Raw genomic sequence first — 11,934 nt, forward strand, 5'->3', positions numbered from 1 at the left:
GGGTGGCAGCTTTAGGCATGTAAAACTCGCAAGCCTGCCGAGTTGCGACAGTGGGTTGTTGCCAAGCTTCACATAGATCTTTTTGATTGTGCCTTGTTCGAGTGAACTGTTTACATTTACCACAGCTTTCCATAGCGATATGTCCCTGTAATTAAAGATTTATTGCATAGACTAGAAACATCTAGGCTATTTATCGTACTGCACTTAATCTATAAAACTTAGGACACTAGGTTATTGATTTAGGCCAAGTGCTTTCCTATTTTGAGTAAGACCGCGGGGATTGCCCGTGGGTACTCGAAGCGGGTGCGAATGATCGGCTTTTCTTGAACCGATTGAAACAGATAAAACCAAGCACCATCACTAGAGGGACTAGTATCGGAGCTAAGACAGGGAACAACATAGCAATCAGTAAACCAATGGTGCTTGCTAACGCCCCTACCAGTAAGATGCCCATCCCACTAATAAAAAGCGTTAGTAACATTGCGATAAAAATAGCGATGACAGCCACAATCAATGACGCCCATGCGCTATAGATAAATTTCATTGGCCCTTTAATTGCCTCGCCACCGACAGTGATCGTGAAATGGGCTTCCACCATCACACCAATAACTAGGGAAAGAGTGATAACGGCGACAATACTAACAACCACTTTCTTCATGAAGTTTGGTCCATTCGGCCTGCGATGAAGACGAAATCTAAGTCTATTTCCCGCTTGTTTGATGGAGTGCCCCAACTTGGCATCAATGTTTGCCTTGCCGCCAAGAAGAAGTCTTCACCTTGTTCTTCAATGCACAAACGAGTCGCAGAAAAAGTGCGAATGAAGCTCATAAATTCATCCAAGGACCAAGTTACTTTCATTTCAAATTTTGGTGTATCGATTGGCGTAAAGGGGAATTCGACATTTTGGTAATGATCGCACAGCAGTTGGTTCTGTGGTGCCCAATAAGGTTCAATTACGTCAAGAACCGTTTTACTAAACAACTGGTCAAACTGTGGATTGACACTAGGCCATACATACCCCCATGTAGCAAACACACCGTTGGGTTTGAGAACACGTTTCACTTCAGGCCAGTACTTCTCAAAATCGAACCAATGTAAGGCTTGAGCGACACAGACAAGATCAAAAGCATTGTCTTCGAAAGGTGTTACTTCTGAGGGAGATACCGAATATTGAATGTTCTCATGTTGCTTCGCGTGTGCAATCTGTTCTTCACTGACATCGGTTGCGGAGACGGATTCGAAATGCCGAATTAGGCTAATAGCGGCTTGACCGTTGCCACAAGCACAATCCCAAGCTGCAACATTTGATGGTGTCAAGGTAGCTAAGTACTGATAGATATTCTCAGGGTAAAGCGGGCGAGCCACTTCATAGAGATCGGATTTCTTACTGAACAGAGTATGTATCGTCATATTCCCCCATTTGGATTAAGATTCATAAATGCATCCATGCGAACACATAAAGCGGTTGTATATAGAACTCAAATGCACTTTGTTGCGCAAGTTGCTTTTAAAGAATTGGGGGCGGTAGCAGGTTTTTATGGAAGGGCGCTACGCGTTTTTCATGGATTAAGCCTCTGAACATATTGCTATTGAATCGCAAATGAGCAGGCAGTTTATAGCGTATAGATAATCAGGGGCGGAGTAGTCAATGGCCACAGATAACTTTGTTGTGAAATGTCTGCTACTGGCGATTGAGTTCGCCTTGTGTAGCAGACATTCAATGGAAAAGATGGAGATGGTATTAGTTCATCACCATATTTGCAGCCATCACCAGCAATAGGCCCGCGAAGCACTTTTTGAGCGTGGGTACGGGTAAATGTTGTGTGGCTTTTGCGCCTAACGGTGCGGTGAACCAGGAGGTGCAAACGATACCTAGCAGTGCAGGCAAGTACACAAAACCTAAAAAGCCTTCAGAGAAAGCAAAGTGGCTCAGACCGGAACTGATATACCCAACCGAACCAAACAGAGCGATAACGATGCCACATGCGGAGGCACAACCAATCGCCTTTTTCATGTTCACTGAGAAGAAGGTCAGCAGAGGAACCAGCAGAGCGCCACCGCCAATGCCAATCATTGCCGATAGGCCACCAGTAATAGTGGTGAGCACGGTCAAAACGATGTTGTTGGGTAGCTGACGCTCGGTTGATGTGTCGCTTTTACCACTAAAGAACATCTTAAAAGCGATAAGGACTACGCTCACTGCAAAAACGATGCGCACAACTTGCTCAGGGAGTAAAGAAGCCAAGAAGCCGCTGATTAGAGCACCTAGCGCAACCCCAGTCATCACCCAAGGAGCAAGATCCCAAGGGACGTTACCATTCTTATGATGAGCGAGAGCTGAAGACGTAGAAGTAAAAAGGATTGACGCTAATGAAGTTGCAATTGCAGCGACGACAATTTGAGACGAAGGTAATACTTCGAAATGGAGTAGGATACTGCTTAGTACTGGCACGATGACTAGCCCACCTCCAATACCTAATAGCCCCGCTAAGAAGCCAACAACACTGCCTAATATGGCACAGAATACAATCAATATAACCAGTTCACTCATGAGATCCTTCTCTTGCAGTAATTGAGGGGCTGCCATACTACATCAATGATTTTATACAAGCATCAAGTGAACCTATAATTATCATGAATATTTCTCATATTGAATGTGAAGTAAAACCATTGTCATTAAAAATAGTATCCACGTATAAAACATACTCTGCTCTTGAATCTGTATACGATATTACAGGGTGTCAATATAACCTGCTCAGAATTGGCATAAAACTGTGAAAATTACGGGCTGGGATAAACTAAATACACTATTAAACCCAAAAAGAGTATGGACAAAGTTTAGCTTTCAATTCAGGAAATAGGATACCAGATCGCAATGGCAACGGATTTTAAATTTGCAGTTAACAGCATAACTTTCGACGAAAATTATCAACCAAAAGATAATACACGTATCACAACCAACTTCGCTAATTTGGCACGAGGCGAGAGCCGCCAGTCGAACCTTCGCAATGCACTGCGTATGATTGATAACAGTTTTAATGCGTTAGCACACTGGGACAATGCTAACGGTGATCGCTACTCTGTTGAGCTAGAAATTATCTCTGTCGATATGGATGTCGAGGGAAGTGGTAATGCATTTCCTTCAATTGAAATTTTAAAAACGAACATTCTTGATAATAAGACAGGCGAGCGCACGGAAGGTATTGTAGGAAATAACTTCTCTTCTTATGTTCGTGATTACGATTTTAGCGTTAGACTGCTTGATCATAATAAAGATAAGCCTCAGTTTACCGTTCCAGAAGATTTTGGTGATTTACACGGTAAATTATTTAAACATTTCGTAAAATCCGATGTATATAAGCAGAGCTTTAAGAAGTTGCCTGTTATTTGCTTAAGTGTGTCAGACAATAAAGTTTATAAGAGAACCGAGAATCAACACCCTGTACTGGGCTATGAATATCAACCTAATGAATCCTCTCTTACAGAGCAGTACTTTAAGAAAATGGGCCTAGAAGTTCGTTATTTCATGCCGCCAAATAGCGTTGCTCCACTAGCATTCTATTTCTTCGGTGATCTATTGAACGATTACACCAACCTAGAGCTGATTAGTACCATCAGTACCATGGAAACGTTCCAGAAGATCTATCGTCCAGAAATTTATAATGCCAATGCGGTAGCTGGTCAGTGCTACCAACCAAACTTGAAGAATCTTGATCACTCGCTTACTCAGATTGTTTACGATCGTGAGGAGCGCAGTCGCTTGGCAGTAGAGCAGGGTAAGTTCGCACAAGAGCATTTTATTGAGCCTTACCAATCCATTCTTGAGCAGTGGTCTGCCAATTACGCTTAATTCCTGTGAGTAGAGAATCCTGATTATGAAAACTCTATTGCCAACATCTACCGCAGGTAGTTTGCCAAAACCTTCTTGGCTAGCACAGCCAGAGGTACTTTGGTCTCCATGGAAACTTGAAGAGCAAGAACTTATCGATGGTAAGCATGATGCGCTGCGTATTTCCATTCAAGAGCAGCAAAAAGCAGGTATCGATATTGTCAGTGACGGTGAGCAAACTCGCCAACACTTTGTGACAACATTCATTGAGCACTTAGACGGGGTGGATTTTGAAAAGCGTCAAACGGTGAAAATCCGTGATCGTTATGACGCGAGCGTGCCAACTGTCGTAGGCCCTGTGAGCCGTCAAAAGCCAGTATTTGTAGAAGATGCTAAGTTCTTGCGCACGCAAACTGACAAACCAATCAAATGGGCGCTTCCTGGCCCAATGACCATGATTGATACGCTTTACGATGATCATTACAAGAGTCGTGAGAAGCTGGCTTGGGAGTTCGCTAAGATTCTGAATCAAGAGGCGAAAGAGCTTGAAGCGGCTGGCATTGATATCATTCAGTTCGATGAGCCGGCATTCAACGTATTCTTTGATGAAGTGAATGCTTGGGGTATCGCTTGTCTAGAAAGAGCGATTGAAGGCTTAAAATGCGAAACTGTTGTACACATTTGCTACGGTTACGGGATCAAAGCGAATACGGATTGGAAGAAGACGCTTGGCTCTGAATGGCGTCAATATGAAGAGGTGTTTCCAAAGCTGCAACAATCGAACATCGACATCATTTCACTAGAGTGTCACAACTCGCGCGTGCCAATCGAGCTATTGGAGCTGGTGCGTGGCAAAAAAATCATGGTCGGTGCAATTGATGTCGCAACAGATTCGATTGAATCGCCGGAAGAAGTGGCAGATACATTACGTGAAGCACTAAAGTATGTGGATGCCGACAAGCTCTACCCGTGTACCAACTGCGGTATGGCTCCGCTGTCTCGCGAAGTGGCGAGAGGCAAACTGAACGCATTGAGGGCTGGCGCAGAAATTATTCGCAAAGAGTTGGCTGAATAAGCCTTGGTAGTTTGATTCTGAGCTATAAGACTCGGACTTTTAGACGACCTAAAAAAGAAGCGCGCTTGAATTTTTGTTTATATACGAAAAATCAGGCGCGTTTTATTTTTTGGTATTTCGAGTCGCAACGATTAGCGATAAGACTTTACAAGATCGAGGTATCGAACTTCGTCATCGGCAATTTCACCATCCGCATCTGAAATTTCAGATGCCAGAGTTTTCGCTTGCTCAGCAGCCCCAAGCGTGACGATTTCTTGCATTAGGTCGGAGAGGTATACGGATATTTCCTCTTCGGAAAGGCTAATGATACCGTTGATTTTTGCTATGCAGTCTCGCTGGTAGGACTCAACGCTAACCGTAGAATGCCACTCAATGGTTCTTAGAAGTTCATCGACATAGCTTTGTTCTGCAAGTGATACACGGTTATCCACTTTATAGAAAAATGTTGCTAGCTCAATAAGCTTTTCACTGACCTGTTGTTCCTCTCCTCGCAATAAAGTTGCTACTTTGCTTTGAAAAACACTAAGAATATTCATTTATAGTCACCTTTGATAAAGAGGGGGCTAACCCTAGTTCAATTTTATTAAGGAGGGTATAGATATGGTTTCGTTATCTATTTAGTTGTTATACCAATGATTCAACCATCGCCAATGTTGCAGTTATGAATACCGAGATTATTGACCCGGCCAAGTAAACTCTAATCGAATACCGCTTGGTTCGGTAAACATCATGTGTTTTCTGGGGCCTTTCCCCATAGGTTCAGGAGCGAATTCAACGGTACACTCAGGGTGTTGAGATACTTTATCGTATAGAGCATTCAGGCGTGCTTCCGAGTCGACTTCTAGAGCTAAGTGGTGAAGCCCGATATTTTTCCTACGATGAAATGGTTCGACATCCAAGTCATGGTCAACTTGCCAGAGCGTTAGGCGAACTACCCCATCGCTTACCGCTGTTCTAGGGTAGCTTTCATCATACCCAGACTCTTCCCAACCTAACGTATCAACAAAGAAGTCACGAGTTTTCTTCAATTCGAGCACCGATAGTCTAGGTGATGTATACCTTTGGTTTCCACCATTTCAATACCTTTTAAGTTTCTGTATTTACGTATAAAAAGTTACATCAAGCTTTGTAGGGGACAAGTGGTAGGTCAATGATTTTAGGGTGATATCTAAGTTGCATATCATGAATTACATCAGTTACAGAACCAGATTTCTCATTAGCTCGACGGATCAACATTTAACCCCAGCTCTTTCTGTTTAGCTTTACTCAACCCTAATGACACAATTCGATGAGATTCTGAGAGATAGTATTTTAGGTCTTCATCTAAATGCCCGTCAGTGTCGACTTGTTGTATCCACTTCATCCCTCGATTGGCGAAATAGGGTGCTGGAATATAACCTTCTAAATCTTTGAGAAAGTCATAATTTCGTGGGGATGTCTTAAAAGTAAAAGCGGGTTGCTTATCCTTGCCCCAACCTCCAACAGCAAACACTTTTCCGCCCACTTTCCATACCTGTGAGTTTCCCCATTGAACAACATGGGTTGTGGCGGGAAGTGAACGACAATACTCATTGAATTGTTCATAGTTCATGGTGTACTCCAGTTAGACAGATTGATTTAAAAATAGAACTTCCTGTTCAATAACGCAGTCTTCAAGATGATTGATTCTACTGAAGTTATGGCTCTCGGCAGTGTGCTTACTCGCGATTCTTAACAATGAGCCAGAGTAGGTGAAGAGTTATTTGTACGTTTTACCTTTATGTCTTAGCCACCCATGAGGGTGTCGGTTGGATGGATCGTGGTGAGTCCAATGAATGACACCGCCTTTTTTATTCCATTCGTATTCACCAAAAAATTCGATATGATCTCCGACACTGAGATTGGCGACGCGTGGCGCTAAATCGATATTGTGTGCAATAAGGAGGGTTTGCTGGCTCTTTAGTTTAATAATAAACTTTTGGTGCCTTGAACCGTCATTATCATCTGGAAGAATGCGGATCACGCTGCCAGAGCCCAGTACTTGAACATCGCTCTTGTGTGTTTGAAAAGCGTGTTTGAGGATCTTGTCGTTAGCGGCAGCAGAGCTGTGTGCAAACGTAAAAATAGCTATCAATACAGCTAAAATCCATTTCATTGATAGTTTCCTTTTGTCCTTCTAATCGTTTGAGTAAAGAAATTTTTAATCATTCAAGTGAAGGTTACGGGAAGACTGTTATTACTCAATGTGCATATGAATAATATGAGCGGAGCAGCCAAAAAAAAATGGATTTTTACATGATTTTCATCGTTATAGAGAAAATTTAGGCAGTTAAGTTTTCGTGAAGTGACTTAAAAGTTGGCCGCTGTTCGCTAAGCTGCCAACTTTACTGATAGAGGCTTTATTTAGTCGCTAAGCCTTAAGGCGCAACACTCAAGATGATTTCACGCTTAAAGTTCCACAGAGACGTTCCCCCGCATCTTGCCCCTCAACTTGAATGACGAAACTATTGGCGTCGATAACTGATGTTGGGATAGGCAATGTGAAAGGCTTCGCTTCCTCTCCATAAGCCCAAGTGTAATAAGTGGCTTCTACTTCCATTGGTTCCCACCAGTATCTGGCAATCGACAACTTGATTCGCTCGGTATTCTTAACAAGTAGATTGAGCTCAGGGCTATCGCCATTAAGTGTGATTTGATAGTCGCCAGCAGAGTCATCTGCAAATTGGAAGCTGCTTTTTGTGACGGCTTGATTAGATAGCCCCTCGTATACCTTTGCAAACATAGATTGATAGCCATTGGTAAGGTCTTCTGGTGTAGGGCTAACATCTACGTCGACGCTGCAGCCATAATCTTCAATTAGCAGCCCTTTATGGTGGCCGAAACGAATAGCTTGGCTAAATGAAAAACTGAAGTCGATACCGAGTGGAAGGGATGAAAAAAGCCCTATTGGATGTTGTTCTAGAACGCTGTAATTTATGATTGTTGCGCCGCCTGCCCCTGTTTTTGGATCTATTCCATAAATGACTGCTGCATCATCATCTTGCATTGCACACGTAAACAAATCGCCTGCGGAGTAGGTCGAAGCATCACTCAGCAGCGCAACAGGTTTTGTATAGACTTGGCCATAGGAGTTAGCTATCTCTGTTGGGGTAATCGGGAGGCTAGAAGAGTAAAGTTCTTGGCTGCCAATAACACCATTTAGCCTAGCTTGGAAATCGCTGAACCACCATTCTGTTTCTTGATACTGAGAAAGATCTTGGATGAGTTCCGAGTTTAGCATGCGGAAACTATGGACATTTGCTTCACCCGGAGTAAAAAGTTGTGGCATGGACTCTGCGTAATACACATAACCGCCATAATTCCCACTGACGTCAATCAACAGTCCATCAGTGTGTTGATTTTGTTGAGACAGTATGTCTCGAATAGAGAAGAAATCAGGTAGCCATGAGTCATAGGGGCTGAAAGAATACAGATTCAACTTGCCGTAGGTTCGACCATTGTATTGAACTGTATGGTAGTCAAACGTCTCTCCATACCATTTGTTGTCGTTAAGGGGTATTTGATTTCCCTTGCTTGTTTTACGTTGCACATGTTTGTTGAATTGGTATTGCTCATAGTTGACGCTTTGAGGGCCCTTTTCTATGGCCACTGTGCTTGAAGTTTCGGGTGTTGGCAGACTCATGTTTGAAATGGAGTGCTGAATGTCTCCGCCAATTTTTGAGTATGAATAAACAATCCATTCATACTCAGCCTCGAACTCTTCGCCTGTTTTGGCTGATCGAAAGCGGAACCTTACAGTGTCTTCCTCTGGGAGGAGATTAGAACCACCCCAGCGATAGGTCATAAACTGGAGTGCATTTTTAAAACCGCCATAAGGGTTGGATCCATTACCTTTAGGTATGAGTCTCTTCATAGCCTCTCCAATCGGTAATCCTTGATAACCAATGAGAATGTCGCCAACCTCGGGATTTCGGCCCCCTGGTGTCAAGTTGATACCATTCCAAGTTTGCGCGACACGAACTTGGAAATAGTCATTTTCATCTTCTACGCGAAGTAACCAAAAGGGCATTTCAAAGCCATGGTCTCTAAATCGGCTCGGCAAATAATAGGCCAGATGCAAGTCTCGTTGACTTCTAAATAGCTCGCTAAGCGACCTATGTAAATCGTGGGTCGTCATGGATTGCGCTTCGTTGGCAATCTTGGTCACGCCTGCAATGGGGTCTAGATGCCCGTCGGAAGTCGGGCTTACTCCATAGTATTCATTTTTGTGGAACTTGTTGACATAGAACCCATCAATAACAAGTTTGGCCTTGTCAGCGACGAGTTGCTTCTCTTCAGAGGACAGTTCAATGAACTGCATTCGGTCCCGGGCTTCTGAAATGGGCAATAGTTCGAATGCGAAACTTGTATTTGCTGATACAAGTAAAGCGAGAGTACTGAGTCTTGTGATGGTTCTCATAGTCGTCCTTATCAACCTAATATTGTTTTCGCGGCTGCAAGTAAGACGCAGCAGCAATAGATTTTGAGCGAATGGTTGGAACAACTTTGATACAACAATACCCTCACGATTTCGAGTAAGGTCGCGTTAAGTAATAGGTATATTACTTATTGTTTTATATAACAATTTAGTCCCAACTAAGCACTAGGCTAATCTGAGATCTATATAAACAAAAGTGCATATCTATGATGTTGGGGCGATGACTGATTTGAAAGCGAGCAGTACTGCAAACTCATCGTGTTGTTGAGAAGTGAGTCGCGTTCAATAGGCGATATGAAGTCTCAGAATTGTTTTCATTTCTGCGTCTTTTTAAGGCAACTCTTTGATAATTAGTTTGATTTTTATGGGGGAAGTCAAATTTACTGTGGCTGATTGGTATTGTGCTTCTTATATAAGGTGTTGAAATCTATTTGAGAGGGCATTAGCTTATGACCAACGTAAACTACAACCCTATTGGCCCCCGCGGACAACCCTAGCTCTATGAAAGCGCGTTCTTCGATCATGGTCAGGCCTCCTTCAGTCTTTTCCATGGGATGGAACACAATACAAGGTGAAGGGGTATAAAATCGCCTCTGGATAGAGCGGTTGAAAAGGTGTTTTAACAGCTTTTGTGCAACATAGAAATCACTTAGCAGCGTCCTAGGGTGTGAAAATGGATTGATACTTTTCGCACTAGCACAGCCCCCATAAGCCACATTTTTTGTGGCTGAGTGTTTAGGTCTGTCCACTTGGAGAAGAGGCTTTTCGTCTATGACCGCGAGTGTTTGTACATTGGTAATCTTAAGTCGATATTCCCAAATTTGCACATAAAGAGTGGTGCCAAAATGGTTGATGAGCTTACGAAGCATAGAGCCTTTATCCGTTTAATCTTATTGGGGTACATTAGTCGTGCTATGGAACTTATCGAACCGTGTGGGTTTGATCGTGGAGAACAGTTGCTCCAAAGGGGTAGTCTAAGAGCGCAATCATACGATTTTTGAAGAGAGCACGCCCAACCCCACAAGGGCTTGAGCTTCCACTCAAGAGAAGCATGCCAACTTGCTCTCCCAGACTCAACTCCATCGAATAGCAATTGCTGTCTTGCCACAATAGGCCCTGCTCTGTCCTAAAGTAGATTAAGTCCAGCTGATACTTGGGTATAAGAGTAGTCTGGTTAGAATGAATGTCTTGGGCTTGGCTTTCAACGACTTCGCTGACATAAAGGATCTCCAGTGAGGGGACAGCGTTCATACCTTCACTATGTCGCTTTGGACCGTCTCGCTCAGAGAATACAGTTAACATCGGTGTATTTAACTTAAAGCCGATACACGCTACTTCATAATACAGTGAGTGTTGGGTTGCCCAAGAGTCAGGCACGTGAACTAAATGCTGGTATCCTTCGATAGGGCAGGCGTTTGGTACGGGAAACAGAATTTCAAGATTATCCCGACACATTGATATATTGTTTTGGAGTGCAGATTCGACTCGGTCTGAATGTCGATTTGGTTCACTCACCATCCATGATGAATAAACTTCATCTTCGAGCGCCAAACAGCCTAGATAATCACCAATTGAATTACGATAGAACATCAAATCACTGATTAACCATAATCCGCGATTCAAAATATCGTCCGGCTGTTTTGACATCGCATAAAAATGGCACTCCGCTTTATAATGTTCACTTAACAGCGCCTCTGCGGCGTCAGGGGTTCCACCTTTGTATAAGTCAAGTGCAGCTTCCCTGACACTGTTTATGCTTCCAATGGAACATTGAGCGATTGAATTAGGGCTGAACGCGATAGTGAGAATTATGAGTAACGAACTGAAGATGATGTTTTTCAAACTTAAGAAACCTTTTCTGCGTTCTAAACGGAATGTGGTATCCATTTCTATGGTTTGGTTCGGAGTGTAGCTTTCCTTTACCAAACGAACACTTTGCAGTAGCCAAGTAAAAAGAAAGTAAGCAGCAACCCAGACCATCCTAGAGCCCTAGTGACGACTTCTGGTGCTTTGGGGTTAAAGTGTGGAAACAAGATTGCCGCAAATGAAAACATAGGTAGAAAACCATATAGTTGCCCCAAGTGTTTCGAAGACATCGCAGGAAAGGGAGGGACAAATAGGTAAATGAGCAAGTAGCTTGCATAGACTGCGATAGACAAACTTGCCTCTTTTCTTGAAGTCTCGCTACCATCACAACAGAAGTAAAAGCTTGTCATCACAACAAATATCAGAATGTCAATCAAGCCTAATAGCTCCTCTCAATGCACTAAGAAATAGCGAATAACACTTGGCTAGACTTTTGCCAACTGGGAAGATTTTAAAGCAGATTGCTTCTGTGTGATAGCTGTGTAATTAACTGAATTTATAGTAAAAGATATAAAGTTCTTAGGTTTTTTGCTCAATGTGCCGCATTGACGGCTGCAATGCCTTGAGTCGACAGTTCTCACCTAATTAGTTTGTTTGATTTAAACCTAGTATTCTCCAAGGACAATCAGTTCGTTATCTGACTTTGTGATAATCACAGCAATTGAACGGTTGCCTTTGCGAAATCCCGCGGAACATACTGCCATCGAT

General features: G+C 43.0%; 11 protein-coding genes. 2 read left to right on the top strand and 9 right to left on the bottom strand.

Annotation, left to right across the window (positions count from 1 at the left end; translation table 11 throughout):
- Nucleotides 1-256 precede the first annotated feature (256 nt).
- The 3 genes from UA76_RS13550 to UA76_RS13560 form a co-directional block, all read right to left on the bottom strand.
- Complete coding sequence (locus UA76_RS13550) at nucleotides 257-658, bottom strand: hypothetical protein (RefSeq protein ID WP_047047065.1); 402 nt, start codon at nucleotides 656-658, stop codon at nucleotides 257-259.
- A complete protein-coding gene (locus UA76_RS13555) occupies nucleotides 655-1,410 on the bottom strand; it encodes a class I SAM-dependent methyltransferase (protein WP_047047068.1) in 756 nt (251 codons plus the stop codon). Before UA76_RS13555 ends, UA76_RS13550 begins: the two co-directional genes overlap by 4 nt.
- Before the next feature lie 331 nt (nucleotides 1,411-1,741).
- Nucleotides 1,742-2,551, bottom strand: a complete 810-nt coding sequence (locus tag UA76_RS13560) for a sulfite exporter TauE/SafE family protein (protein WP_047047099.1) — start codon at nucleotides 2,549-2,551, stop codon at nucleotides 1,742-1,744.
- 324 nt (nucleotides 2,552-2,875) lie between these two features.
- On the opposite strand from UA76_RS13560, the gene UA76_RS13565 reads away from it, so the two are divergent.
- Nucleotides 2,876-3,850, top strand: a complete 975-nt coding sequence (locus tag UA76_RS13565) for a DUF1852 domain-containing protein (RefSeq protein ID WP_047047072.1) — start codon at nucleotides 2,876-2,878, stop codon at nucleotides 3,848-3,850.
- A gap of 25 nt (nucleotides 3,851-3,875) precedes the next feature.
- On the top strand, nucleotides 3,876-4,904 hold the full coding sequence (locus UA76_RS13570) for a methionine synthase (protein ID WP_047047077.1): 1,029 nt from the start codon (nucleotides 3,876-3,878) through the stop codon (nucleotides 4,902-4,904).
- Nucleotides 4,905-5,035: 131 nt separating this feature from the next.
- Here UA76_RS13570 and UA76_RS13575 read toward each other — a convergent pair whose 3' ends face one another.
- From UA76_RS13575 to UA76_RS13605, 6 genes are all read right to left on the bottom strand, one after another.
- The gene (locus tag UA76_RS13575; RefSeq protein ID WP_047047079.1) at nucleotides 5,036-5,440 is read right to left on the bottom strand and encodes a hypothetical protein; all 405 of its coding nucleotides are present in this window, start codon (nucleotides 5,438-5,440) and stop codon (nucleotides 5,036-5,038) included.
- Nucleotides 5,441-5,578: 138 nt separating this feature from the next.
- Complete coding sequence (locus tag UA76_RS13580; RefSeq protein WP_202906944.1) at nucleotides 5,579-5,932, bottom strand: VOC family protein; 354 nt, start codon at nucleotides 5,930-5,932, stop codon at nucleotides 5,579-5,581.
- A 188-nt stretch (nucleotides 5,933-6,120) separates the two neighbouring features.
- Nucleotides 6,121-6,495: an MmcQ/YjbR family DNA-binding protein gene (locus UA76_RS13585; RefSeq protein WP_047047085.1), complete on the bottom strand. Its 375-nt coding sequence runs from the start codon at nucleotides 6,493-6,495 to the stop codon at nucleotides 6,121-6,123.
- A 147-nt stretch (nucleotides 6,496-6,642) separates the two neighbouring features.
- Complete coding sequence (locus UA76_RS13590) at nucleotides 6,643-7,038, bottom strand: DUF3465 domain-containing protein (RefSeq protein ID WP_047047088.1); 396 nt, start codon at nucleotides 7,036-7,038, stop codon at nucleotides 6,643-6,645.
- Between the two features lie 276 nt (nucleotides 7,039-7,314).
- Entirely contained in the window at nucleotides 7,315-9,342 is a 2,028-nt protein-coding gene (locus tag UA76_RS13595) for a S41 family peptidase (protein WP_047047090.1), read from the bottom strand.
- A gap of 939 nt (nucleotides 9,343-10,281) precedes the next feature.
- Nucleotides 10,282-11,340 carry a hypothetical protein gene (locus tag UA76_RS13605; protein WP_052772049.1) on the bottom strand — a complete coding sequence of 353 codons (1,059 nt, stop codon included), beginning with the start codon at nucleotides 11,338-11,340 and terminating at the stop codon, nucleotides 10,282-10,284.
- Nucleotides 11,341-11,934 lie beyond the last annotated feature (594 nt).

Source organism: Vibrio mexicanus, assembly GCF_001012815.1.
Classification (GTDB): Bacteria; Pseudomonadota; Gammaproteobacteria; order Enterobacterales; family Vibrionaceae; genus Vibrio; species Vibrio mexicanus.

Bases quoted from the DNA above. Each gene is read 5' to 3' on its own strand.
- UA76_RS13550 (WP_047047065.1), bottom strand. From the start codon at position 658: ATGAAGAAAGTGGTTGTTAGTATTGTCGCCGTTATCACTCTTTCCCTA.
- UA76_RS13585 (WP_047047085.1), bottom strand. From the start codon at position 6,495: ATGAACTATGAACAATTCAATGAGTATTGTCGTTCACTTCCCGCCACA.
- UA76_RS13575 (WP_047047079.1), bottom strand. From the start codon at position 5,440: ATGAATATTCTTAGTGTTTTTCAAAGCAAAGTAGCAACTTTATTGCGA.
- UA76_RS13595 (WP_047047090.1), bottom strand. From the start codon at position 9,342: ATGAGAACCATCACAAGACTCAGTACTCTCGCTTTACTTGTATCAGCA.
- UA76_RS13590 (WP_047047088.1), bottom strand. From the start codon at position 7,038: ATGAAATGGATTTTAGCTGTATTGATAGCTATTTTTACGTTTGCACAC.
- UA76_RS13565 (WP_047047072.1), top strand. From the start codon at position 2,876: ATGGCAACGGATTTTAAATTTGCAGTTAACAGCATAACTTTCGACGAA.
- UA76_RS13570 (WP_047047077.1), top strand. From the start codon at position 3,876: ATGAAAACTCTATTGCCAACATCTACCGCAGGTAGTTTGCCAAAACCT.
- UA76_RS13555 (WP_047047068.1), bottom strand. From the start codon at position 1,410: ATGACGATACATACTCTGTTCAGTAAGAAATCCGATCTCTATGAAGTG.
- UA76_RS13560 (WP_047047099.1), bottom strand. From the start codon at position 2,551: ATGAGTGAACTGGTTATATTGATTGTATTCTGTGCCATATTAGGCAGT.
- UA76_RS13605 (WP_052772049.1), bottom strand. From the start codon at position 11,340: ATGGTCTGGGTTGCTGCTTACTTTCTTTTTACTTGGCTACTGCAAAGT.